Origin of the sequence: Brevibacterium sp. S111 (assembly GCF_004745075.1) — a bacterium.
In the GTDB taxonomy this organism is placed as follows: domain Bacteria; phylum Actinomycetota; class Actinomycetes; order Actinomycetales; family Brevibacteriaceae; genus Brevibacterium.
Genome location: NZ_RHFH01000003.1, coordinates 223,420 through 244,927 on the forward strand (window position 1 = coordinate 223,420; position 21,508 = coordinate 244,927).

The 21,508-nt window shown below is 64.1% G+C and carries 30 protein-coding genes; 22 read left to right on the plus strand and 8 right to left on the minus strand.

Annotated features, from left to right (window positions below; genetic code table 11):
• Positions 1-172: 172 nt before the first annotated feature.
• From EB836_RS05225 to EB836_RS05260, 7 genes are all read left to right on the plus strand, one after another.
• Complete coding sequence (locus EB836_RS05225) at positions 173-1,402, plus strand: alpha/beta hydrolase fold domain-containing protein (RefSeq protein ID WP_135538226.1); 1,230 nt, start codon at positions 173-175, stop codon at positions 1,400-1,402.
• Positions 1,403-1,540: 138 nt separating this feature from the next.
• Positions 1,541-1,981: a YtoQ family protein gene (locus tag EB836_RS05230; protein ID WP_135538228.1), complete on the plus strand. Its 441-nt coding sequence runs from the start codon at positions 1,541-1,543 to the stop codon at positions 1,979-1,981.
• 353 nt (positions 1,982-2,334) lie between these two features.
• Entirely contained in the window at positions 2,335-2,724 is a 390-nt protein-coding gene (locus EB836_RS05240; RefSeq protein WP_135538229.1) for a hypothetical protein, read from the plus strand.
• 178 nt (positions 2,725-2,902) lie between these two features.
• The gene (locus tag EB836_RS05245) at positions 2,903-3,400 is read left to right on the plus strand and encodes a nucleoside deaminase (RefSeq protein WP_135538231.1); all 498 of its coding nucleotides are present in this window, start codon (positions 2,903-2,905) and stop codon (positions 3,398-3,400) included.
• A 97-nt stretch (positions 3,401-3,497) separates the two neighbouring features.
• Entirely contained in the window at positions 3,498-4,469 is a 972-nt protein-coding gene (locus tag EB836_RS05250; RefSeq protein ID WP_135538233.1) for an alpha/beta fold hydrolase, read from the plus strand.
• Between the two features lie 34 nt (positions 4,470-4,503).
• Positions 4,504-5,031 (plus strand): GNAT family N-acetyltransferase, encoded by a 528-nt coding sequence (locus tag EB836_RS18130; protein WP_276606425.1) that lies wholly within the window; start codon positions 4,504-4,506, stop codon positions 5,029-5,031.
• A gap of 2 nt (positions 5,032-5,033) precedes the next feature.
• The gene (locus EB836_RS05260; RefSeq protein WP_205683312.1) at positions 5,034-5,897 is read left to right on the plus strand and encodes a GNAT family N-acetyltransferase; all 864 of its coding nucleotides are present in this window, start codon (positions 5,034-5,036) and stop codon (positions 5,895-5,897) included.
• 6 nt (positions 5,898-5,903) lie between these two features.
• Here EB836_RS05260 and EB836_RS05265 read toward each other — a convergent pair whose 3' ends face one another.
• Genes EB836_RS05265 through EB836_RS05280 form a run of 4 tightly spaced genes read right to left on the minus strand, consistent with a single transcriptional unit; the run spans position 5,904 to position 8,109 of the window.
• Positions 5,904-6,398, minus strand: a complete 495-nt coding sequence (locus EB836_RS05265; protein ID WP_135538239.1) for a DinB family protein — start codon at positions 6,396-6,398, stop codon at positions 5,904-5,906.
• Positions 6,399-6,443: 45 nt separating this feature from the next.
• Complete coding sequence (gene arfB, locus EB836_RS05270) at positions 6,444-6,887, minus strand: alternative ribosome rescue aminoacyl-tRNA hydrolase ArfB (protein WP_135538241.1); 444 nt, start codon at positions 6,885-6,887, stop codon at positions 6,444-6,446.
• Between the two features lies 1 nt (position 6,888).
• Entirely contained in the window at positions 6,889-7,494 is a 606-nt protein-coding gene (locus EB836_RS05275; RefSeq protein WP_135538243.1) for a 1-acyl-sn-glycerol-3-phosphate acyltransferase, read from the minus strand.
• A gap of 33 nt (positions 7,495-7,527) precedes the next feature.
• Complete coding sequence (locus EB836_RS05280) at positions 7,528-8,109, minus strand: hypothetical protein (RefSeq protein ID WP_135538245.1); 582 nt, start codon at positions 8,107-8,109, stop codon at positions 7,528-7,530.
• Positions 8,110-8,285: 176 nt separating this feature from the next.
• Between EB836_RS05280 and EB836_RS05285 the strand changes: the two genes are divergently transcribed.
• Positions 8,286-8,972 carry an SDR family oxidoreductase gene (locus EB836_RS05285; protein WP_135538247.1) on the plus strand — a complete coding sequence of 229 codons (687 nt, stop codon included), beginning with the start codon at positions 8,286-8,288 and terminating at the stop codon, positions 8,970-8,972.
• Positions 8,973-8,977: 5 nt separating this feature from the next.
• Here the strand turns inward: EB836_RS05285 and EB836_RS05290 are convergent, their stop codons facing one another.
• A complete protein-coding gene (locus tag EB836_RS05290; RefSeq protein WP_135538249.1) occupies positions 8,978-9,223 on the minus strand; it encodes a hypothetical protein in 246 nt (81 codons plus the stop codon).
• Between the two features lie 120 nt (positions 9,224-9,343).
• On the opposite strand from EB836_RS05290, the gene EB836_RS05295 reads away from it, so the two are divergent.
• Complete coding sequence (locus EB836_RS05295) at positions 9,344-9,835, plus strand: helix-turn-helix domain-containing protein (RefSeq protein ID WP_135538251.1); 492 nt, start codon at positions 9,344-9,346, stop codon at positions 9,833-9,835.
• 12 nt (positions 9,836-9,847) lie between these two features.
• On the opposite strand, the gene EB836_RS05300 is transcribed toward EB836_RS05295, so the two are convergent.
• Positions 9,848-10,708 (minus strand): sigma-70 family RNA polymerase sigma factor, encoded by an 861-nt coding sequence (locus tag EB836_RS05300; RefSeq protein WP_346763077.1) that lies wholly within the window; start codon positions 10,706-10,708, stop codon positions 9,848-9,850.
• 77 nt (positions 10,709-10,785) lie between these two features.
• On the opposite strand from EB836_RS05300, the gene EB836_RS05305 reads away from it, so the two are divergent.
• The 3 genes from EB836_RS05305 to EB836_RS05315 all read left to right on the plus strand — a co-directional run bounded on the left by EB836_RS05305 (position 10,786) and on the right by EB836_RS05315 (position 12,113).
• A complete protein-coding gene (locus EB836_RS05305; protein WP_205683313.1) occupies positions 10,786-11,175 on the plus strand; it encodes a DoxX family protein in 390 nt (129 codons plus the stop codon).
• A 103-nt stretch (positions 11,176-11,278) separates the two neighbouring features.
• The gene (locus EB836_RS05310; protein WP_135538255.1) at positions 11,279-11,611 is read left to right on the plus strand and encodes a VOC family protein; all 333 of its coding nucleotides are present in this window, start codon (positions 11,279-11,281) and stop codon (positions 11,609-11,611) included.
• Positions 11,604-12,113, plus strand: a complete 510-nt coding sequence (locus EB836_RS05315) for an SRPBCC domain-containing protein (protein WP_167854358.1) — start codon at positions 11,604-11,606, stop codon at positions 12,111-12,113. Before EB836_RS05310 ends, EB836_RS05315 begins: the two co-directional genes overlap by 8 nt.
• Here the strand turns inward: EB836_RS05315 and EB836_RS05320 are convergent.
• Complete coding sequence (locus tag EB836_RS05320; protein WP_135538259.1) at positions 12,064-12,969, minus strand: carbohydrate kinase; 906 nt, start codon at positions 12,967-12,969, stop codon at positions 12,064-12,066. The two genes, EB836_RS05315 and EB836_RS05320, sit on opposite strands and share 50 nt — an antisense overlap.
• Before the next feature lie 119 nt (positions 12,970-13,088).
• On the opposite strand from EB836_RS05320, the gene EB836_RS05325 reads away from it, so the two are divergent.
• The 6 genes from EB836_RS05325 to EB836_RS05350 are packed head-to-tail and all read left to right on the plus strand — an operon-like array spanning position 13,089 to position 18,404.
• Positions 13,089-13,550 (plus strand): DUF2695 domain-containing protein, encoded by a 462-nt coding sequence (locus tag EB836_RS05325; RefSeq protein ID WP_135538261.1) that lies wholly within the window; start codon positions 13,089-13,091, stop codon positions 13,548-13,550.
• A 26-nt stretch (positions 13,551-13,576) separates the two neighbouring features.
• Positions 13,577-14,710 (plus strand): nucleoside hydrolase, encoded by a 1,134-nt coding sequence (locus EB836_RS05330; RefSeq protein ID WP_135538263.1) that lies wholly within the window; start codon positions 13,577-13,579, stop codon positions 14,708-14,710.
• On the plus strand, positions 14,707-15,585 hold the full coding sequence (locus EB836_RS05335) for a histidine kinase (RefSeq protein WP_135538265.1): 879 nt from the start codon (positions 14,707-14,709) through the stop codon (positions 15,583-15,585). Before EB836_RS05330 ends, EB836_RS05335 begins: the two co-directional genes overlap by 4 nt.
• Entirely contained in the window at positions 15,582-16,415 is an 834-nt protein-coding gene (locus tag EB836_RS05340; RefSeq protein WP_135538267.1) for an energy-coupling factor transporter transmembrane component T, read from the plus strand. The genes EB836_RS05335 and EB836_RS05340 overlap by 4 nt, the downstream gene beginning before the upstream one ends.
• Position 16,416: 1 nt before the next feature.
• Positions 16,417-17,823 carry an ABC transporter ATP-binding protein gene (locus EB836_RS05345; RefSeq protein WP_135538269.1) on the plus strand — a complete coding sequence of 469 codons (1,407 nt, stop codon included), beginning with the start codon at positions 16,417-16,419 and terminating at the stop codon, positions 17,821-17,823.
• A gap of 41 nt (positions 17,824-17,864) precedes the next feature.
• Positions 17,865-18,404, plus strand: a complete 540-nt coding sequence (locus tag EB836_RS05350) for an HXXEE domain-containing protein (RefSeq protein WP_135538271.1) — start codon at positions 17,865-17,867, stop codon at positions 18,402-18,404.
• On the opposite strand, the gene EB836_RS05355 is transcribed toward EB836_RS05350, so the two are convergent.
• Complete coding sequence (locus EB836_RS05355) at positions 18,337-18,624, minus strand: YrhK family protein (protein ID WP_135538273.1); 288 nt, start codon at positions 18,622-18,624, stop codon at positions 18,337-18,339. The two genes, EB836_RS05350 and EB836_RS05355, sit on opposite strands and share 68 nt — an antisense overlap.
• 104 nt (positions 18,625-18,728) lie before the next feature.
• On the opposite strand from EB836_RS05355, the gene EB836_RS05360 reads away from it, so the two are divergent.
• The 4 genes from EB836_RS05360 (at position 18,729) to EB836_RS05375 (ending at position 21,470) form a co-directional block, all read left to right on the plus strand.
• A complete protein-coding gene (locus EB836_RS05360; protein WP_135538275.1) occupies positions 18,729-19,511 on the plus strand; it encodes a hypothetical protein in 783 nt (260 codons plus the stop codon).
• Positions 19,512-19,623: 112 nt separating this feature from the next.
• Positions 19,624-20,085, plus strand: a complete 462-nt coding sequence (locus tag EB836_RS05365; protein WP_135538277.1) for a VOC family protein — start codon at positions 19,624-19,626, stop codon at positions 20,083-20,085.
• Positions 20,086-20,221: 136 nt separating this feature from the next.
• Positions 20,222-20,905: a PepSY domain-containing protein gene (locus tag EB836_RS05370; RefSeq protein ID WP_240689620.1), complete on the plus strand. Its 684-nt coding sequence runs from the start codon at positions 20,222-20,224 to the stop codon at positions 20,903-20,905.
• Positions 20,886-21,470, plus strand: a complete 585-nt coding sequence (locus EB836_RS05375) for a thymidine kinase (protein WP_276606426.1) — start codon at positions 20,886-20,888, stop codon at positions 21,468-21,470. Before EB836_RS05370 ends, EB836_RS05375 begins: the two co-directional genes overlap by 20 nt.
• The last annotated feature ends 38 nt before the right edge of the window (positions 21,471-21,508 follow it).

Consider the following 21,508-nt stretch of genomic DNA (forward strand, 5'->3'; position numbering starts at 1 on the left):
GGGTGCTCTGCAGTCTGCAACATCCCGCTCCTCGTCTTCGCCGCACACGAAACAGCAAGATTGTGCGAATCGACCTGAGTTAGAGTGACCCCTGGCATCAGCATGTGATCGCAACGATGAGATCTGCGTTAGGGGAATACCAGCCCGAAAGATCGAAAGTCGAGGACCGAAGATGACAGGCAACAAGAGTTCGTCACAGCTGTCGGTGTCGCAGAACGTCGCCCATACACTTCGAGCCACAGGTCTCATCCTCGCGCTCATGCTGGGTGCGATCTCTGCGGTCTTCGGCCTCGCATCGCTCATTCCCGGGCTTGGCCCACTCAGTCCGATCGCGTCTCGATGGGCTCCCACCGTGGCGCCGCCGGTAGCGCTGGCGGGGTTGATTGCGCTCCTGATCGGAATCGCTGCTGTGCGCAGGGGTACTCGACGAACCGGAGCGGTCGCAGCAGTGCTGGGCGGGGTCGGCACGCTGGGGAACTTCGCGGTCATCATCGTCCTCGTCGGCGCCATCTCGGCCGCCGGCGGCACGGTGAACCTTTTCACCGCAACGTTCGGGCTGTCCGCAATAGACGCGGCGACGCCCGATCGACAGGAAGTGTACGACAAGACCGGATCCGGCGACGACCTTTCCGTATCGATCTACGAACCGGAGGGCGTGACAGGCTCGGCACCGACGATCATGTACGTTCACGGGGGCGGTTGGATCGCGGGCGAGCCGAACGCTTCGAGCTCGGAGCTCCGCGAACTCGCTGATCACGGCTACCTGGTCGTCTCGGTCGAATACGAACTCGCGAGCCTGGACAACGCAACCTGGCAGAGCGCGCCCTCGCAGGTTGCGTGTGCGGCGAGCTGGATTCAGACCCACTCAGATGCGCTCGGTGCAGATATGGACCGCCTCGTGTTCTGGGGCGAGAGCTCAGGCAGCAACATGGTCGCCAATACCGCCGGCGCCGCAGCCCAAGGCACCGCCGAATCGTCATGTGGTGGGAAGGTTCCGGTTCCGGCCGCTGTCGTCGCAGATTACCCTGCGTTCGACGTGACTGGCCTTTACGAGAACGCTCCGGCCGGCCCTGGAGCGGGAGCCGGCACTCGCCTTTTTGCCACCAGCTACACGGGTGGCACACCGGAGGAATATCCGGAACGCTACGCAGCGGTGAATTCCGTTACTCATCTCGAGGATCCCGCGCCTCCGATGCTCATGATGACTGCGATGCGCGATGACGTCATCACCCCAGCCGACCAGTTTGCATGGGCGGAAGCGGCCCGAAGCCGTGGAGTCGACGTCCAGACCGTGCGTATTCCACTCGCCAACCATGCCTACACGCAGAAATCGAAGAACTCACTCGGCAGTCAAGGTCATCTGAGCATCGCAGAGGCATACCTGTCCGAACGGCTTCGCTGACCCCTGCCTCCCGACCCGAAAAGCGCTTCGGAGGTGCGCAGGAAGCTTCAGGACAAGATTGATGATCACCAATTGGCTATGGTGGTGCCGGAAGGGGCATACCGGTCCCACCCATATTCGAATCAGGAGTCTTCGATCATGAGCTTCAGCGTCTATCTCTCCGGCGAGATCCACACCGACTGGCGTGACGAGATCCAACACGGTGCCAAGGCGGCCGGCCTGGATGTCGTGTTCACTGCACCGGTGACCGACCACCCTGCCAGCGATGCCGCCGGCGACCACCTCGGTGAGAATGACAGCCAGTTCTGGCGGGATCATCAATCAGCCAAGGTCAATGCGATCCGCACACGTACCCTGATCGAGAAGGCTGACATGGTTGTGGTGCGCTTCGGCGACAAGTACAAACAATGGAATGCTGCCTTCGACGCTGGATACTGCGCCGCACTGGGCAAACCCTATGTGACTCTCCACGACGCCGACATCATCCACCCGCTCAAAGAAGTCGACGCCGAGGCCAAAGCCTGGTGCACGACAACCGATCAGGTCGTCGAGACCCTGCGCTACATTCTCAGGGACTGAGCCTGTCACCATCTCGTCATCGACTCGGCGACGACGTACCTTTCCGACGACATCACCTGCCGTGCTCCAGGAGTAGATTTGGACGGCAAAGACGCCGATCAGAAATTCATCGGCGGTTTCGCCCCAATACTCATCGGTCCGCCCGAGCAGAACTGAAGCGAGTACATGGCATGACTCCCGAACAGAACATTCTCATCGAACGCATCCGCGCCCTGCTTGTCGACGATCCGTGACAACAGCCAGCTGTCCTCCTGGGTCGAGATCGCGATGGAATACAATCGCGCCGTGACGGGCGGACGCTCGTGAGTGCAGTTCAATGACTTCTGCCCCGCTGGCGGGCAGGGAGGTCCGATATGTGTGACAACTCGGTGATCCCATCGTTCAACCCGAGCGAGGACTGGTACGCAGACTGGCCGCACGGAGTGTCGACGTCGGTTCAGATCCTCGCCTCTGTCACCGGAGCGGCGGCGACACGTGCGGTACAGCATTTCCTGGAACCCCTCACACACAACCCCGATGCCCGAGTGCCAGCCGGCGTCGACCTCTACTACCAGGGCGGTTTCACCGTCGAGACCATGCCGACGGATGATGCTGGCGCTCTGCAGATCGTTCTGGCGTCGGCAGGTGAGGACGGATTCGACTCGGTGCTGAGCGCAGCCGATGACCTCACTGCGGCACTTCGGGAAACCTCGGGTGAGGTCCGGCTCACCTGGCACGAGTTGGCAGCCACCAGAGCGCCCTGACCCGAGACCTGGAATGACGGGCCCACCAGGGTGAACCCGACGCCGAGGCCGAAGCCTGGTGCACGACAACCGATCAGGTCGTCGAGCCCCTGCGTTGCATTCTCAGGGACTGATCCCGTCACCAGCTCGTCAGTGCCGGTGACGTTCCCGGAATCCATCGATGTGATTGGATGGGGCCATGGCACACCACCTCGATCTCAACGATGATGACCGCAGGCACCTCGAGCGCTGTGTGGATTTGGCACGCGAGGCTCTCGACGCAGGAGACGAACCCTTCGGCTCCGTGCTCGTCTCCGGTGACGGGCGTGAACTCTTCGCCGATCGCAACCATGTCGCCGGCGGAGACCACACCCGTCACCCCGAGTTCGAAATCGCTCGCTGGGCGGCCGAGCACCTCGCCCCGAAAGAACGAGAGAAAACGACCGTGTACACCTCGGGCGAGCACTGCCCGATGTGTTCGGCGGCGCACGCGTGGGTCGGCCTCGGACGCATCGTCTACGCCAGCAGCAGCGAACAGCTCACAACTTGGCAGAGAGAATGGGGAGTGGCACCCGGGCCCGTGCTGCCGCTGCCGGTGCGAGCCGTGGCCCCCGGACTCGACGTGGACGGACCAGACTCGGAACTCAGCGAGCAGGTGCGAAGGCTGCAGGCACGGCTGCACGGGATCGAACTCTGAACTCGGCCGGCCGGACGTGCTCCCCACGGAGCTGAGCCCTGCGATACAGTGATCTGGATCATACTGCTAGTTCGACCTGCACCCGAGGAGTCCTGCCGTGGCGATTGATGAAATCGACTTCACTTCGAGCAACGACCGCGATACCATCCACGGCTGGCTCTACACACCGACCACCACGCCGACCGGAATCATTCATCTCATCCACGGTCTCGGCGAACACTCCCGACGCTACCTTCACCTCATCACAACCCTCCTCGACTCCGGTTTCGCCGTCGTCGCCGATGACCATGCCGGGCACGGGAGGACGGCGATGCAATCAGGGATCTGGGGCGACGCCGGCGACGAAGCAGCCCGCATCGTCGTCAGCGATGAGCTGACGCTGCAGCGTAAGGCCCGTGAGATTCTCCCGGGCCTGCCGTACATCGTGTTCGGCCACAGCTGGGGATCGATGATCGCCCGTGTCATGGCCTCCCACCCGGATGCCGACCTCGCCGGGCTCGCCTTGTGCGGGGTCGCTGCGCAGATGCGCGGGATCGACCAGACCATCGACCGGGATGAGCTCGCCGAGGCGGCCATCGGCGACCGACGGGCCGACCCTGCATCCGATCACTTGGTGGGCCAGCTCTTCGACGGATTCATCGAACGTTTCGGTCCGGATGCCGGCCCCACCGCCTGGGTCGCCCTCGACGAGGCTGTCGTCGCCGATCATGGGCGCGACCCCTTCAACAACTTCGGCGCCCCGATGAGTGCGCGATTCCTGCAGGGGTTCGTCGACCTCTATGACGGTGCCAATGCCGATTCCTGGTACGCGACGATCCCCAGCGGTCTGCCGGTGCTCATCCTCGCAGGTGACCAGGATCCTGTCGCGAACTACGGCGAAGGCGCCTATCACGTCGCGAACCGCCTCCGCGCGACCGGACACGACGATGTGCGCACCCGCGTCTTCGCCGGAGTCCGCCACGAAGTCCACAACGAACCGACCACCCGCCTCGAGGTCGAGGCGGAGATCGTCGACTTCGCTTCCCGCGTCAGCAATCGGACGAGGCCCGTTCAAACGAACGAGAGCTGAATCCGTGAACCCGGCAGAAAGCTCGAACCGCAGTGTGAATTGGCCACGGGCGACACCCATCGTCACCGACAGGCTGCAGCTTGAGCCGCTCGCAGTCCACCATGCGTCGGAGATGGTGGAGACACTGTCCTCACCCGACCTATACACCCATATCGGTGGGACGAGCCCGAGCCTGTCCGAACTCGAACGACTCTATGCACTCCAATCCGCAGGTGCCTCTCCGACCGGTGACGCCGGCTGGCTGAACTGGATCGTTCGCGAAACGGCTGAGTCCGCTGCAGTCGGATATGTCCAGGCCACAGTGACAACAGTCGAAACCGGTTATCAAGCCGACATCGCTTGGGTCATCGGCGTCGACAGTCAAGGGCAGGGATTCGCAACCGAGGCGGCCCGAGCCATGGTCGATTGGCTGGCGGATCACCTCGTGACTGTATTGCAAGCGGCCATCCATCCTGACAACGCCGCTTCCGCCCGAATCGCTGACCGTCTCGGACTGCAGCCGACCGACGAGATCGACGACGGTGAAGTCATCTGGCGAGCAGAGACGAGGACAGAGGAATGACCATGTCGAAACCGACTACGACGGACCTGCCGGGCATCATCGACACCGTCGGGTCCTGGCAGCGCGAAGGACTGCCTCTGCAGGTTCATCCCGGCGACCTGGGCTGGTATCAGCGTTTCGGAGCCGAAGCGCTCGCCTCGGCCCTGCGGGTGTGGACGGTCGGTGACGACCCCGCGGCCGTCGGATTCCTCGACGAATCCGAACTCATCCGAATGGCCATCTCACCCGATCACTCCGATGACCAAGCGCTCGCCGAGGCGATCTTGGCCGACTTCACCGGAGATCTCACCGAACTGCTGCCTGCAGGGAAGGGCATCGTCGAAGCTCGATTCGGATCCGCCCTGCAACATACCCTCACCGAGGCGGGATGGGGATCCGACGAAGCGTGGACCACGCTCCACCGAGATCTGAGCGAACCGATCCCATCCGTTACCCAGCGGATCGAAACGGTCGACCCCGACAGAGCAGATAACCGTATCGCCGACCGTATCGCGGTCGAATCCTCGGCTTTTCCCGGGTCCTCATTGACTGCGGACCGTTGGCGGTCCATGGCCGACGGTCACGCTTACAAGCAGGCCAAATGTCTCGTCGGATTTACCGCCGACGGCGCTCCAGCCGGTGCCACAACCGTTTGGTCGGCCGGCCCTAGGCGCCCCGGTGTCATCGAACCACTCGGCGTCCACGGCGACCACCGGGGTCACGGATTCGGAGTCGAGATGACACTGGCCGCGGCCGCGGCGCTGAGGGAGATGGGAGCCTCGAGCGTCACCGTTGCCACGCCGACATCGAACACAGTCGCCGTCGCCACTTACCGTGCGGCTGGGATGAGCATCCTCGGCGAAGTCAGGGATTTCTGTCGACCCTGAACCGTATCAAACAGACGCACCTGCGATGAAGGCCGCCTGCGCGACATGCTGGATCGCATCGTCGATGATCGAGACCATCCGAACGCCACGAGTGACTGCGGGAGTCCAGTTCCTGTCGATGACTTCGTCGAAGTCATCCTCGGAGAGCGTCTTTGCATAGTCGGTGAACGCGTTCAGAGTAGCGGCGAGGTAGTCGACGAGCAGCTGTTGATCGTCGACCTTGATCTCTGCCGCCTGTTCGGGACTGTGTCCGTAGCCGAAGGTCTCGCCGATCTCGCCGAGATCGAACCGGTTCCGGAAGTCCTCCCACTGCTCGGGCTTGCCCGTGAGGGCTGAGAGCTGCACGTCGATCTCACGGCCGCTGTGCCACAGCAGCCAGGCGACGGAATTCGGATGACCGCCCAGACGGCTGTTGAGCTGTTCGGGGGAGAGGTCGGGCAGAGCTTGTGCTGCCTGGAGAGGGCGCTGGGACAGGTCGGTGAGAATGTCGATGCTGTTCATGTCGCCCATTCTGCTCTTCACGTCAACCGCTGTCACCACCGGGGCTCAATCGAGACGGGGCCTGCGGCGGTTGCGTTTGATCTCCGAGCGGCGCTGTTCGGACCTGACTCGTCTGCGCCGGGAATTCCTGGACGGCTTCGTTGCTCGTCTCTGCACCGGCGGAGCCAGCGCATCGCGCAGCAGCTGCGCCAGACGCCTCCGCGCGTCCTGGCGATTCTTCAGCTGAGAACGCTGCTTCTCCGAGGTCACGGTGAGTACCGTGCCCGACAGGCGAGGCGACAATCGGCCGAGCACCCGCTCGCGCTGAGTCTCGGTGAGGAAGCTCGCCGAAGCCAGATCGAGGCTCAGCTGCACCCGCGAATCAGAGGTGTTGACATGCTGGCCGCCGGGGCCGGAAGACCGGGAGAACTGTTCGGAGATCTCTGCTGCGGGGATGACGAGTCCGGTCGGGATCCCCGGCCCGGACGGCACCCGCACATCACCGTCCATCTCAGTTCGACTCCGCTTCGCCGCTGCGCGGATCTGCTTCGGGGCTCTCCTCACGCAGACTCGGAACGATCTGCAGATGCGGGCGGATGCCGTGCTTGTCGGCATAGAACGCGCGGATCCGGTCCATGTCATGGACCAGGTCATCGGTCATGTCCAAGGTCGGGCCGAGCCCAGTGGTGTGTGTGGCCGAATCAAGATATCCCAAGGTCACGGGCATGCCGGTCTGACGGGCGATGCGGTGGAAGCCGGATTTCCAATGCGAGTGTCCGCCGCGAGTGCCGTCCGGGGTGATGACGAGGCCGAAGACTTCGCCGGCGCGGACACGTTCGACCATCTCGGTGACGATTCTGCTGGGATCGGACCGATCGACGGGGACCCCTCCGAGTCCACGCATGATCGGACCCCGCCAGCCGGTGAACAGAGAATGTTTGCCCAGCCAATGCACCTTCACCCCCAAGCGCCAGGCGATGGCGAGCATGAGCGCGAAGTCCCAATTGGACGTGTGCGGTGCGCCGATGAGTACGGTCGGGCGCTGTGGGGCGGGCTCGCTGACGAGCTTCCACTTGCTGAACGTCCAGAATGTGCGAGCGAGGAGGCGTCGGATCATGATCTCAACGGTAGAGCACGCGCATCTGCAGGCCTACCGGCGCCCATGAATGCGGGGTGCGAATCGCGCATGGGCGGCCGCCAGCACCGGGTAGAGCCGACGATGGCTGAGGACGAACCCGCCCTTCACGAGCAGCCGTGGGTTGAGGTTGCGGCCGCGCCGTCGACGGGTCGCGTCCTCAGTGAGAATATAAGCCAGTGCCTTCGGCCCTCGGCGCACCGCCTGTTCGAAGACAACCTCCACGATGTCGTGCCAGGGCAGCAGCGTGCCGGGCAGAACCTCACCATGCCGGGCCAACGCGACGCCTGCGGGGGAGAGAACGAGGGACTCGCGCCTGCGCATCCGCACCACCACAGCGATCGGTGCGACGACTAAGCACCCGACGATGCCGACGACGAGAGCCCAGATGCGCAGATTGGCGACGATGAGCCACCAGGTGCGCCCGTCCTGGAGCGTTGCGGTGACGATGAAGACGAAGAAGGCGAGCAGGCCGATCCCGATGACAAAGGCAAGGACCAGAACGAGGATGGAATGTCGCTTCGAGGAGGGGATGAGCACCGATCGACCGTGCTCCAACGTGGCCACGACAGCGGTAGGGGAGAAGTCGTCGGCCATGGTCATCAGAATACCCCGCGCCGGCGTGGTCCGAACCGAAGAGCGGATGATCATCGTCGACGGCTGAGATGCGCTCGCCGAGGCGGTCGACGGCTCCGGTCTCACCTGTCCGGGAATATTCGCGCCGGAGACATCGCTGTACCCAGCACCAAGCATCACCGACAACGGAGGTAGATATGTCTGATTCAGCTCGTGTCGTCATTCTCGGCGGCCATGGAAAGATCGCGCTCCTGGCAGCACCCAAACTCACGGCTGCGGGCTTCGCCGTTGACTCAGTGATCCGCAATCCTGACCAGTCCTCCGACGTCGAAGCCGCAGAGGCCAACCCGGTCGTGCTCGACATCGAAACCGCCGACACCCAGGCGCTCGCCGACGTCTTCGCCGGAGCCCAAGCGGTCGTGTTCTCCGCCGGTGCCGGCGGCGGCAACCCTGACCGGACGAAGGCCGTTGACCTCGACGCTGCCAAGCGCTCTGTCGATGCCGCCGAACAGGCCGGCGTCAAGCGCTTCGTCATGGTCTCCTACGCCAGCGCGAGTGTCGACTCCGACCGCGTCGATCCGGACAGCTCCTTCTACCCCTACGTGCAGGCCAAGAGTGGTGCCGATGAGCATCTGCGAGCCAGCTCGCTCGACTATACGATCCTCGGTCCCGGCGGGCTCACCCTCGAACCTTCCAGCGGCGAAGTCCTCATCGCCGACGCCGCTGGTGACCTCGACGGGCAGAAGCCGGCAGACGATGTGCGCGTGACCTCCCGCGAACTCGTCGCTGACGTCATGACCCACGTCATCGCCGAAACGGTGGCCGTGCGTGAGACCGTGAACTTCTACGACGGGCAGACCCCCATCGCCGAGGCGATCAGCTGACCTGATCATCCACACGGACACAGCCCCGTGCGATGGCCTGTCGTCTCCGATCGGAGACGACAGGCCATCGGTGTATTCAGTGCAGGTATGTCGAAGCTGCCGTCGAGGCCTTCCCAGAGCCAGATCCCGCGGCCGTCGAAGTAGGAGAACAGCGCCTGCGCTTGACCGATCGGCTGGTCGAAGGTGACGAACTCGCCGGCAGCGAAGCCGTCGAGGGAGACGAAGAGGTTGTTGACACACGCTTTGGCCATGAGCACCCCGATGTGATGGTTCGGCTGATGTCTGCAGTCGGATGGATAGCGTCGGTTCCCGGGAAGTGGACCCAGTGTAAGATTAAGTAGTTTCAGAATGCAATCACTGGAGGTGGATCGATGCCTGCACAGCCGCGCTCAGGATGTGCGATCAACGCCGCCGTCGAAGTCCTCGGCGACAACTGGTCGCTCATCGTCCTGCGCGACATCATCTTTGGCAATCGCCGGCACTTCCGCGAGCTGCTCACCCACAACAATGAGGGCATAGCCTCGAACATGCTCGCCAGTCGTCTGAAGAAGCTCATCGACGAAGGGCTGCTGACAAAGGCGGAAGCCGCACGCGGGCAGCGAGCCGAATACTCCCTCACCGAGGCTGGAATCCAGACTCTGCCGGTCATGGTCGCTCTCGGGAGCTGGGGGATGACCCACCGTGAGACCTCGCGGGAATTGACGATCCGCTCCCGCCTCATGGCAGAAGATCCGCAGCTCGTGGACGGCCTCATGGATGAACTCCGAGAGACCCACCTCGGAGTGCCCCGCCCGAACCCTGGTGCTCCGCGTTCCTCTCAGCGACTGCAGGCCGCCTACGAGGCGGAGATCGCCGGAAGTTGAATCAGATAGGGGCTATTGTCTCGGCAGTCTCAGCCGCTCCAGCTGCTTCCTTGAGGTGATCGAGACGATGCCGACCATTCTGCCGTCTGCCACGGTGCATGCCATGAATCCCAAGCGGCGGCCGCTCGGCGTCAAAACGAGGAGACCTGGCTCGCCGTTGACGTTGACCTTTCGAATTTCGATCCTGTCCGGATCGCCTCGCCGAATCGCTGTGAGCACCTCGTTCGCACCCATCTGGACCATGTGACCGCGGGCGGTGGTGCGGTGCCAAGTCAGACTCGGGTCGAGGATGTGCAACAGGGCGTCGAAGTCACTGTTCCGTGCGGCAGTGAGGAAGGCGTCGACGACAGCACGACGCTGCGCGAGCTCTCCTGAGGGACTTGGTGCGTCCTTGACCTTGCGCCGCGCCCGACTGGCGGCCATCTTCGCCGCCGCCTCCGAGGAACCGATGACGGCGGCGATCTCAGCAAAGGGCACTGAGAACATGTCATGCAGAACGAAGGCGAATCGCTCTTCCGGGCACAGTGAGTCGAGCACGATGAGCATGGCCGGTCCCAACAGATCCGACAGCGTCGCACTCTGCTCAGGAGTCAGCTCATCCTCGTTGACGATGGCTTCATCGACCCAGGCGTCAAGCGACGATTCTCCCCGGGCGGTACGGCGGCGGAGCATATCGAGACAGATTCGTCCGACGACACGGGTCAGCCACCCGCCGAGATTGTCGATGGACTCCGAACTGTGTCTCTCCCAGCGGAGCCACGCCTCCTGAACGGCATCCTCGGCGTCCGAGTGGGATCCGAGCACTCGTGTGGCCAGCGCGGTGAGGCGAGGGCGATGAGCTTCGAACTCTGAGATCGAAGGTGACTCCGCGATGGCTGTTACCTTTCCGGGCGGCGGTGCGTCATCGGAGTGAGAGCCAGACCGGGCTCTTTCGGCAAAGGAGAATTGCAATGATGGATATCGTACTATGGGTCGTCGCCGCCGCGATGGCATTGGCTTTCGGCATCGGCGGAGCCTCGCAGATCGTCCTGCCAAAGGAGAGATACCGTGCGCTCGCTCGCAGCCAGCACTGGGTGGATGATTTCGGCCCTGGGCATATCAAAGCCATCGGAACCATCAAGCTCCTCGGCGTGCTCGGGCTGATCGTACCGCCACTCGTCGGGATCCTCCCGGTGCTCTCACCGATCGCGGCGTGTGGACTCATGCTGGTGATGACAGGGGCGGCGACGACACGATTTCGTCGCAGCGAATGGGGCCTCATGGCAGGGGACACCGCATACCTGCTGGTGTTTGCGTTCCTCGCGTGGGGTCGATTTGCCCTGGCCCCGTTCGGCGGCTGAGTTGAACATCGCTCTTGTCCCCGGGGCCGATGTGTGCTTCTATGGAACAAGTGATTGCAAACTGCAAGCACCTATACTCCAGGCTGATCCCGAAGGAGCGATCATGTTCACAGGACTCATGGCCAATATCGTTGTCACCGGCGAGAAAGAAGCGACCGAATGGTACTCTCGACTCTTCGAAAGGCAGCCGGATGACAAGCCGATGGCGGGGCTGGCCCAATGGTGCTTCGACGAGAAGTTCGGCGTCCAGATCTGGGAGGACCCGCAGCGAGCCGGAGGCTCCAATGTGGTCATCGACGTGGACGACCTCGACACGATGGCCGAGCATCTGCGAGCGGCCGGAATCGACCACGACGAGCCGAGCCGCGGTGGCGGACAGCGCATCCTCCCGGTCAGCGACCCGGATGGAAATCAGGTGGTGTTCTTCGGTGAGTGACGCATCTTCCGATCAGGGTGCGCCGGTGGCCGCCACGATCAACCTCGGCGCTGATTTCGATCAGCCTGTCTCGAAGGTGTGGAACGCCTTCGCCGATACGAGGCAGCGCGTGCAGTGGGGAGTCCCCGAGGGAGAGGAGATGATCTGCGATATCGACGAGTTCCGCCCCGGCGGAGCGAGCCGCGCCCGTTGTGGGTCACCAGGAGTGTTGGAGTTCGTCTCCGCTGGGCAGTACTGCTCACTTGCGCCAGAGCGTCACCTCGTGACCACTGAGACCCTCACCAGAGACGATGAGATCCTCTCGACCGCGATCATCACTTGGACGTTTGCCGCGACTCCGACCGGCGCCCGCGTCGATCTCGTCGACCAGGTCGTGTCCTTCGCCGGTCAGGGGATGATCGACGGCCACCGCAGCGGCCACGAAATCTGCCTGCGACAGCTCGCAGAATTCCTCAGCTCTTCAGGTCCTGGGCCCAGGGAAGGTCGGCTCCTTCGCGACTGACGGTGATCGCCGCCAGCGCTGTGGCCCGTTCGGCCAGCGTCGTGAGCTCCGCTGCACCGAGACCGGACAGTCCCTGTGCTGAAGCGTGCAGATCGTGGATGAGAGAGACCATGAACGTGTCCCCGGCGCCGATCGTGTCCTTGACATCGACGTGTGCCGAGGCCACTGCCACTCGCGCCGAGGCGGTCGCCACGGTCGCGCCCTGACCCCCGCGAGTCATCGCCACGAGCGTCGGGCCCAAGCCGAGCAGGTGGCCGATCTGCGTCTCTTCGTCGAGGCCGGGATAGAGCCAATCGGCATCGGCATCGCTGAGTTTGAGGACATCGACGCGTCGAGCCAGATCCTCGAACCGCGGCAGGGCCTCCTCATGGGAGCCGATGATCGACGGCCGGATATTCGGATCGAAGCTGATGAGAGGACGACGTGACTGTGGCCCGGATTCCTCCGCAGCAGTGGTGAGGAGCCGATCGATCACGGCGGCACCGGGTTCGAGGAACGCTGCGATCGACCCGAAGTGCAGGACGGATCGCCCACTGCTGTCGAACAGCGAGGCATCGGGATCCCACCGCAGTCGGAACGTGTACTCGGCCGAACCGTCCGCGGCCAGTCGGGCGAGTGCCGTGGAGGTGCTGCCACGCGGGGAGGTGAGTACGGTGACCTCGGACTCACGCAGATGGGCGAGAAGGAATCCACCGTGGAAGTCATCACCGACATCGGTGAGGAACTCGACCTCATCGCCGAGGCGGCCCAAACCGAGAGCGACATTCGCAGGCGCTCCGCCGGGCGCGTAGCGGTCAGGGGCACCGGGGGTGCTGACGATATCGATGAGGGCTTCACCGACGACGAGAATGCTCATGGTCACGATTCTAAGATGAAAATCATATCTCCACTGTGACCTGCGGCAATAGGACGAAAATCGGTGACTGCTGTGAGATTGATCGATTTCGTGTCAGTGCCGTCTGGAAGTGTGCGGTCATGGACAAGAACACGATTGACACAGACGTCAGAACGATCATCGACGGCGCTTCGGCCCGCATCCTCACCCCTCGGCCCGGCGAATGCCTGGTCTGCTATGTCTTCCGCCAACTCAGCGAATTCGGCTGCAACGGCACTCACCGCTTCTCGCGCATCTTTCGGGATCAGACGGCCCCGCGGGCCACGGCCCTGTTCGATCGGCTGAGGAACATGGGGGCGAGCTGCTGCGACGGAGAGATCTTCGGCAATGCCTACCAGCTTTCGACGAACCCGTGGATCATCGAAGCCGGCTCCTTCGCCGAAGCTCTCGGCACCCCTATCAGGACGGTCGAGGTCGATGAAGGCAAGAGCCTCGAGGAGATCGATGAGGCGAAGGAGAGCACGAAGTACCTGTGCTGCAAGATCGTCAGGCGCGGTTCAACGCAGCCCTGCGGGAACTGGAAGCGCATCCCCGGGTGGTGACCGGAAACGTCCGGCAGAATGGAACCATGTCTTCCACTCTGCCGCTGTTCCTCGACTGTGACCCCGGGATCGACGATGCGCTCGCCCTCGCCTACCTGTGCTGCCAAGACGACGTCGATGTCGTCGGCATCGCGGCGTCCGGAGGCAATGTCGCCACCAGGCAGGTCGTTGAGAACACCCGCCGATGGCTGGCACTGGCGGAACGCTCCCACATCCCGGTCCATGCCGGCCACGAACTTCCCCTGGCCTGGCAGACTCCGGCGACAGCGCCGGACGAACCATTGGAATACGCCGACCTCACACACGGTGACACCGGCTGCGGGTACGCCCAGCTGCCGGGAGCCACCGTCCCAGTCAGTTCGGTGTCGGCCGCGCAGGCCTGGGTCGATGCGGCTCACGCTCATCCCGGGCAGCTCCTCGGCGTCGTCATCGGCCCGGCGACGAACCTCGCTCTGGCGCTTGACATCGACCCGGAACTGCCGCGACTGCTCAAACGGATCTTCATTATGGGAGGTGCGTTCAACTATCGGGGCAATACCCGCCCGACGACGGAATGGAACGTCACCTTCGACCCGGAATCCACTTCTCGGGTCATCGCCGCTTTCGGATCGGTCCATGCGCACGCTCACCCCGAACATCTTCCTGTCATCGCACCGATCGAAGCCACCGAAGCCGTGGAGATGACCTCTCAGCGATTCGAGCACATCCTCGACGGAGCTCTCTGCACCGGAAAAGCATGGCAAGCGGTGCTGAGGCAACTGTCCGAGGCGCTGCGGTTCTACTTCGAATTCCACGAATCCGATGGGCTCGGCTACCTCGCCCACATTCACGACCCGTTCGTGCTCGCCTGCGCCCTCAACTGGGCTCGAGAGCACTCCAGTGCGTCGACCGACCCGACACCGGAGCGACCCAGCGCCGGCGAAGGGCCGCGAGCAGCTTCGGCAATGGGGAACGGCACGACCGGCTCACTTCCCTGGGCGAGGACGCTGTGGGCGCCGGTCGATGTCGAACTCACGGGTACACTCACACGAGGCGAAACCGTCGCCGACTGGCTGGGGCGGTGGAACCGGCCCGTGAACGCAGAGATCATCCGCGGAATCGATGCTCCCGCATTCCTCGACCACCTCAGCACCACCCTGATGAAAGGACCACCCGCATGACCACACACTCCAGACGGTCTGGGCAGGGGCCGACCACCACGGTCGGTCCCGGACAAAACCGCAACCTCGCTCTTCCCCTCACCCTCACGCTGCTCAGCTCCCTCGTCGTCATCGGCACCTACCTCGCCGTGCTCCTCACCCAGCCGGCCGACCTCGGAATCGAACTCGGCCACACCACCTTGTGGGTCATGCTCGGCTACCTCGCCGGAGGAGCCCTGCTGGCCTCCGGCACCCTCCCACTCATTCCCCGCAGTGTCCTGGCGCTCATCCCCGTCGCCGTCGCGCTCAACATCGTCATCGGTCAGGTCATCGGCAATTACACTCCGGTTCCGCTCTACCTCGACTCCATCGGCACCGTTCTCATCGGCGTCCTCGCCGGACCGGCGGCGGGAGCCTTCACCGGAATCATCTCGAACCTCATCTGGGGTGTGACCTTGAGCCCCAGCGTCATCGCCTTCAGCTCCGGAGCCGCGTTCATCGGTGCCGCCGCCGGATGGGCCGCACGACTCGGAACCTTCCGCACCCCGTGGACAGCGGTCCTCGTCGGAGCCATCGCCGGTGTTCCCGCAGGAGCCATCGGAGCCCCTGTCGCCGCCTACGTCTTCGGCGGTGGTCTCGGCGCCGGCACCGGGGGAGTCGTCGCGATCCTCCAAGCCGCTGGCCTCGAGATGTTCAACGCCACCTTCGCCCAGAGCATGGTCTCCGACATCGCCGACAAGGCACTGATCTTCGCCCTGGCCTGTGTCGTCATCAGGTCCCTGCCCAGACGCATCATCGGGCGCTATCCTTTCGCCCTGCACAGTCGCCCCCGCGCCGAGGCGGCCCGAGAGGATTCGTCGACATCACCGGTCGGTTCGGTTCCCCGAGCGGAATGAGTCCCGTTCGTCCCGAACCCGCCACACCTGAGGACGACATCATCAGACCCGCACGCCGACTGCATCCGGCTACGGAACTCGTCATCCTGCTGTGCGGTCTGCTGCTCGTCTTCGGGGTGCCCTCACCGATCGTGCCGACACTCATCATCGTCGGCACGATCGGGACCGTCCTCTCCTCGTCGAAGATGAGTCTGCGGTCGTGGTCGCTGACGGTGGGTCTGCTGTGCCTGCCGACTCTGCTCGTCCTCGTCGTCGTCCAGGGGCTCTTCTACCCGGGCACGGAGGTGCATGTGCTCTGGCAGGCCGGACCCGCCCACCTCAGCGTCGAAGGACTGAGCATCGCCGTGCAGATCTGGCTGCGCGTGGCCGCCCTGATCGGCCTGTGCGCCCTGTTCGGGCTCGGATCCGATTCCGCACGGCTCTTCGACGGGCTGCGCCGACTCCGCCTGCCCGCAGGGCTCGCCTATGTCTGTGCCTCGGCCATCGGCCTCATCCCGCTCATCGGCGCACGCACCCGACACATCATCGACGCCAGGAAGGCCCGCGGGTGGGCAGCGGACTCCTGGACGGTGCGGATCCGACTGCTGCCCGGGATCGTCGTCGGACTCGTCACCGCGGTCCTCCTCACCGTCGAACAGCGTCACGAAGTGCTCGAACAGAGCGGACTCGATACCCGCCCGACCACGGTCGCGCTGCAGGACCACAGAGACGGACCGGGCCAGAGCCTCCTGCGCATCCTGACTCCGCTCGCGACCCTCGGACTCATCATCGCCTCGGTGGCGGGACTCCTGCCGCTGCCGGGAGCCTCACAGCTCATCGGCGGTGCCTGAGATGACCGCCAGAATCACCGACGCCGGCTTCACCTTTCTCGGAGAAGCTGATCCCGCGCTGACCGGTATCAGCCTCGAACTCAGCGGCGGAGCCATGACCGCCGTGCTCGGCCCCATCGGTTCGGGCACTTCGACGCTGTGCCGCCTGCTGGCCGGCGAACTCGCCGCCCGGGGCACGCTGTCCGGCACCATCGACTGCGCCGGAACGGTCGCCCTGCTCGGTGACGATCCGGAAGCGCAGCTGAGCGGAATGACCAGCCACGTCAGCGATGAGACGCAGCTGGCATGCCGACTGCGCGGATACGCCCCGGCCGATGCCCGAGCCCGCGCCCTGCACATGCAGCGACAGCTGGGCATCGACGAATTGTGGGACCGACGGGTGGACACGCTCTCCGGCGGGCAGAGGCAACTGGTCGCATTGGCACGGATCCTTGCACCCGGCCCCGACCTGGTCGTCCTCGACCAGCCCGCGCAGTCTCTGGACCCGACGATGCGGGCTCGCCTGTCGACCGTGCTCAAGGAGTTCTGCGCTCACGGAGGATCGGCGCTCATCACCGGTCATCAGATCGACGAACTCACTCGCGACTGTCGGGCAGTGCACCACCTCGACTCCGGACAGCTGCGGCCGGCGACCGCGTCAAAACAGTCCATCGGCGTCTGGGACACTCGTCCCGATGCTGCCGAGCCCGGTCGGAAAGCACCGACTCCGCGGAGGGATCCGCTGCTCACGGTGCGTGACCTGAGAGTGGAGCGGGGGCGCACTCGTATCCTCGACAGTGTCGACCTCGACCTGCGCCCCGGCGAGCTCGTCACCGTCACCGGAGCCAACGGTGCCGGAAAATCGACTCTCTTGAAGGCGCTCGTCGGACTCCTCGAACGGACGGCAACGGTGACGGGCACGATCACGCTCAGCCGCCTCGGCGAGGTGACGCATGTGGATGCGCTGCCGGCTCATGAGCGCAGCACCCACCTCGGGTGGGTGGGGCAGGACCCGGGACTCCAACTCTGCGCGGCCACGGTGGCAGATGAGCTGCTGCACTCGGCACCGCTGCCGGCCCACCGACGGCGTGACCGGACCGAAGTGCGCCGCCGACGACGCTCGGTCGTGGATTCCGTCCTCACCGACGTCGAGCTGAGCTCCGTTGCCGAAGAACATCCGTTCGATCTCGATGTGCCCCGACGCAAAGACGTCGTCATCGCCTCGGCGCTGATGACAGGAGCACCTGTGCTGCTGCTCGACGAACCGACGATCGGGCGCGACCTGGCCGGGATGAACCGGTTGAATGCGATCATCGGGCGGGTCCTCGGGCGTGGGGGCGCCGTCGTGGCGACCACCCACGATCAGCGCTGGGCAGGTGAGTCGGCGCACCGCAATCTGCGGCTGGCGAACGGTCGAGCGCAAGCATGATGGAATGGTGAACAGATGTTCGCCTGCGGAAAGGACGCACCATGATGCGAGGACCAGCGCTGATGTTCATCGCCTGGACGCTGCATGACGCCGAGGAGGCGCTGACCTTCCCCGCCACAGCGAACCAGCTGGCCGAACTCACCGGCATCGATGCGCTGCGGATGAGTACGAGACAGAGTCTGGCAGCCATCGGGCTGGTCGGCGCGGTCGTTGCAGGGGCAGGTATCCGTGGGGCGCAGACCAAGGGGGAGTCACCGTTGTACCGATACGCGGTCGCCGGTCTTGAAGCCCACGTCTTCACTCACCTGCTGTCGTCGGCCGTGCTGCGACGCTACACGGCTGGAGTGATCACTGCCGTGCCGATCATGTTGCCGGGAGCGGCCTTGGCCAGACGAGAGCTTGCCGCACTGGGGCGACCACTGACCGCAGCCGACTGGCGAGGTGGCAGTGCACTGATGGCAGCGGTGGCTGCGGCCGCCCACCTGGCTGTGCGCACCGATTGGTCTGTCGGCTTCAGAAATCGAAGGAGTCGTCGCCGGCCGCTGCGGGGCTGCGAAGCCTCTGCAGGTGCAGGTGCCTGATGAGGCGGATGACCGGGCGGATGAGCATCTCCACACTGCCGATGACGAACAGCCACGTTCCCGTATACGTGAGGGAGTCGGAGAAGAACATGAAGCTGCCGACGAGGAACCACACACCGATGAGCACATCATTGGAGATGCTGATGACCTGGTAGCGCTGCCGGATGACGAGCTCCTCACGCCCGATCCGCAGATGAATGTCCCGGTTGCTCTCAGCCATCGCGCTGTCCCCTCTCCATCGAATAGTCCTCTCAGTGAGCCTACTGGCGCAGTCGGCTGATCTGCTCAGAATCTCGTGTCAGCAGCGACGTCTACCGTGAGGACATGGATCAGAACACGAACTCATTCGACGCTCTCTACAACGACGCGCACGAGCATCGACCGCTCATGCGCTGGGACGAGCTGCTCGCCTTCGTTCGCCGATTCCCTCAGCTGGCGGCCTTCAACGCCGCTCTCATCGCCCAACAGCGGCCGACTGCCACCTTCGTCGAGACCGAGGACGGATGGCGGGAGCGATTCGGCCGAAGCGTCGAGGCCGACGCCACCTCCATGGTCATCCTCCATCCTTTCGGGCCCGTCCGCTTCGTCTACGACATCGCCGACACCACAGGGCCCGAACTGCCGACTGAAGTGTCCACCCCCTTCGCGGCGGTCGGTGCACCCACCTGGGACGGACTGCACCTCGTCGTTGCCACACTGCGCCGGAAGAACCTGCTTCCCGAGCACCTGCCGCAGACACGCAGCGCCAGCGTCATGCTCACCCGTCTCCTCACGGAATTGGCGCTCATCTACAGCGGGCACCGCGGTTCGCGGCCCGAACTCGCCGTGAGCGCAGCCGACCCGCATGTCGAGCGGTCACAAGTGCGATTCGAAACCGAGTGCATCACCTGGCTCATCGCCGGGAGGATCGGGCTGCGGGCGGCAGCGACCGGTTCGCTCAAGGGCTACCTCAAACACGGTGAGCTCATGCCGCCGGTCTCCCGCGACCGTGTGCTGCACACGGTCAACGCGATCGAGCGTCTCTTCGGCGGGGCGCTCGCCTTCGGGACGGCCGTACGCCACGAAATGCCGAGCCTGTTCGATCTCGACGAGCAGTTGGCGGTCTGACCTCGGGGACCGAAGCCGACTTCAGAAGTTCGGGGCCGGACCCTGGTGTCAGGAGTTCGGAGAGCGCACAATAGGGTCGAGGTCGGCTCATTTCCACGATGAAGAGGACGCTATGAGCAGAACAGTCCAAGTCACTTTCGACTGCCACGATCCTGGCAGACTTGCCCGCTTCTGGGCCGAAGTCCTCGGCTACATCGTGCCGGGCCCGCCCGGGGTCCGACTCGGTGCCGACGACGACCCTCTCGACGCGTGGAAGGAGTTCCTCGCCGGCCTCGGAATCGAACTGCGGCCAGAGGACATGCGCGCCGCCATCGAGGACCCCGAGGGGACCGGCCCGCGCATCTTCTTCCAAACAGTGCCCGAAGCCAAGACGGTGAAGAACCGGGTCCACCTCGACGTGCGTGCCGCGCCGGGACTCGACGGCGATGAACGAATGGATGCCTTGGAAGCCGAATGCTCCCGGCTGGTGGAGCTTGGGGGAGGTCGGCTTCGACGGGTCGATCCGGATCCTCCATTGGAATTCGGGTTCATCGTCATGGCCGACCCCGAGGGCAACGAATTCTGTCTCGACTGACCGCCCCCTCCCAGCCGGGATGGTCACATTGGGTCCTCTTCGGGAAGGACACGTCCGACCGGATCCGCAGGATGTGCAGATGAGACTTCTCTCAGAAACGTAGGGTCAGCCGCAGGCGACTGTTAGCGTGTGAAATATGAAGACGAATCGCATGGCAATGAGCACAGTGGCAGGACTCGCAGCACTCACTCTCGGCCTGGCCGGGTGTTCCGGAAGTGACTCCGGAGACGGAGCCGATGAGGCTCAGAATTCGCCCGCGGCCAGCGAATCGACCTCCGACAGCACCACCGAGGACGCCGAGGACCAGGGCGAGGACACCGGCGATGACACGGATTCCGAGCAGGGTTCGAAGCAGGATTCGTCCGGGGACGGTCTGTCCGCCGATGCCGACCTGAGCAAGGACACCCCGGCAACCAGTGCCGAAGATGCGATCAAGACGGCGGAGAAGAAGGTCGGCGACGGCATCGTCCACGGCATCGAACTCGATTGGGACGAGAAGGACCAGGCGTGGCAGTACGAGGTGTCCATCCTCGACGGCAGCACCGATCATGACGTCGAGATCGACGCCGATTCCGGCAAGATCGTCAAACATGAGCAGGATTCCACCGACGACAAGGAGAAGGCCATCGATCTCAACGATCCGATGACCTTCGACGAAGCACTCGAACTCGCCCAGAAGAAGGCGTCCGGGAAACTCGTCGGCTGGAAGCTCGAATACGATGACAACATGAAGGAATTCCAGTTCGACTTCGACAAGGGCGGTGAAGAGACGGAGGTCACCGTCGACACCGAAACCGAGCGTGTCACCGTCGACGACTGATTTCGGCCGACTCGCGGTCATCGCCGGACCCATGTTCTCCGGGAAGTCCGAAGAACTCATGCGCCGGGTCCGGCGGGCCACGATCGCTGGGACGAAGGTGCTCGTCGTCTCTCATTCCCTCGACACCCGAGTGGACATCGCGACGATCACCTCCCACATCGGGATGAATATCCCTGCCGTTCCCCTCGGCGAGGCTTCGGCCCTCGCCGAGGCGGCGCGGGCCGCTGACTACGCCCTCATCGCCATCGATGAGGCCCAGTTCTTCGGTTTCGAGCTCATCCCCGTCGTCGATGATCTGCTCAGGAGGGGAATCGACGTCATCGTCGAAGGCCTGTGCGTGACCTTCGACGGGCAGCCGTTCGAACCGCTGCCGAGCTTCATGGCCTCAGCCGAAGACGTCCTCAGACTCACCGCAGTCTGCACGGTCTGTGGTCGTGATGCCGTCTTCCACCAGCGCACCGACTCGTCGGATCTCGCTGCAACCGCCATCGACGCCCGGCACATCGGCGGATCGGACGCGTACGTCGCCCGGTGCCGCGAACATTTCACCGGCGCCCCACACTAGACCGCAGCCTGTGGTCGACGACCCGGGTCGTCACGAGC

Excerpts from the sequence above, each read along its gene's own strand:
- EB836_RS05360 (WP_135538275.1), top strand. The coding sequence starts at position 18,729 with ATGGATCAGAACACGAACTCATTCGACGCTCTCTACAACGACGCGCAC.
- EB836_RS05245 (WP_135538231.1), top strand. The coding sequence starts at position 2,903 with ATGGCACACCACCTCGATCTCAACGATGATGACCGCAGGCACCTCGAG.
- EB836_RS05310 (WP_135538255.1), top strand. The coding sequence starts at position 11,279 with ATGTTCACAGGACTCATGGCCAATATCGTTGTCACCGGCGAGAAAGAA.
- EB836_RS05295 (WP_135538251.1), top strand. The coding sequence starts at position 9,344 with ATGCCTGCACAGCCGCGCTCAGGATGTGCGATCAACGCCGCCGTCGAA.
- EB836_RS05345 (WP_135538269.1), top strand. The coding sequence starts at position 16,417 with ATGACCGCCAGAATCACCGACGCCGGCTTCACCTTTCTCGGAGAAGCT.
- EB836_RS05355 (WP_135538273.1), bottom strand. The coding sequence starts at position 18,624 with ATGGCTGAGAGCAACCGGGACATTCATCTGCGGATCGGGCGTGAGGAG.
- EB836_RS05280 (WP_135538245.1), bottom strand. The coding sequence starts at position 8,109 with ATGGCCGACGACTTCTCCCCTACCGCTGTCGTGGCCACGTTGGAGCAC.
- EB836_RS05370 (WP_240689620.1), top strand. The coding sequence starts at position 20,222 with ATGAAGACGAATCGCATGGCAATGAGCACAGTGGCAGGACTCGCAGCA.
- EB836_RS05240 (WP_135538229.1), top strand. The coding sequence starts at position 2,335 with ATGTGTGACAACTCGGTGATCCCATCGTTCAACCCGAGCGAGGACTGG.
- EB836_RS05260 (WP_205683312.1), top strand. The coding sequence starts at position 5,034 with ATGTCGAAACCGACTACGACGGACCTGCCGGGCATCATCGACACCGTC.
- EB836_RS05290 (WP_135538249.1), bottom strand. The coding sequence starts at position 9,223 with ATGGCCAAAGCGTGTGTCAACAACCTCTTCGTCTCCCTCGACGGCTTC.
- EB836_RS05265 (WP_135538239.1), bottom strand. The coding sequence starts at position 6,398 with ATGAACAGCATCGACATTCTCACCGACCTGTCCCAGCGCCCTCTCCAG.
- EB836_RS05320 (WP_135538259.1), bottom strand. The coding sequence starts at position 12,969 with ATGAGCATTCTCGTCGTCGGTGAAGCCCTCATCGATATCGTCAGCACC.
- EB836_RS05275 (WP_135538243.1), bottom strand. The coding sequence starts at position 7,494 with ATGATCCGACGCCTCCTCGCTCGCACATTCTGGACGTTCAGCAAGTGG.
- EB836_RS05285 (WP_135538247.1), top strand. The coding sequence starts at position 8,286 with ATGTCTGATTCAGCTCGTGTCGTCATTCTCGGCGGCCATGGAAAGATC.
- EB836_RS05335 (WP_135538265.1), top strand. The coding sequence starts at position 14,707 with ATGACCACACACTCCAGACGGTCTGGGCAGGGGCCGACCACCACGGTC.
- EB836_RS05305 (WP_205683313.1), top strand. The coding sequence starts at position 10,786 with ATGATGGATATCGTACTATGGGTCGTCGCCGCCGCGATGGCATTGGCT.
- EB836_RS05230 (WP_135538228.1), top strand. The coding sequence starts at position 1,541 with ATGAGCTTCAGCGTCTATCTCTCCGGCGAGATCCACACCGACTGGCGT.
- arfB (WP_135538241.1), bottom strand. The coding sequence starts at position 6,887 with ATGGACGGTGATGTGCGGGTGCCGTCCGGGCCGGGGATCCCGACCGGA.
- EB836_RS05350 (WP_135538271.1), top strand. The coding sequence starts at position 17,865 with ATGATGCGAGGACCAGCGCTGATGTTCATCGCCTGGACGCTGCATGAC.
- EB836_RS05325 (WP_135538261.1), top strand. The coding sequence starts at position 13,089 with ATGGACAAGAACACGATTGACACAGACGTCAGAACGATCATCGACGGC.
- EB836_RS05340 (WP_135538267.1), top strand. The coding sequence starts at position 15,582 with ATGAGTCCCGTTCGTCCCGAACCCGCCACACCTGAGGACGACATCATC.
- EB836_RS05225 (WP_135538226.1), top strand. The coding sequence starts at position 173 with ATGACAGGCAACAAGAGTTCGTCACAGCTGTCGGTGTCGCAGAACGTC.
- EB836_RS05330 (WP_135538263.1), top strand. The coding sequence starts at position 13,577 with ATGTCTTCCACTCTGCCGCTGTTCCTCGACTGTGACCCCGGGATCGAC.
- EB836_RS05365 (WP_135538277.1), top strand. The coding sequence starts at position 19,624 with ATGAGCAGAACAGTCCAAGTCACTTTCGACTGCCACGATCCTGGCAGA.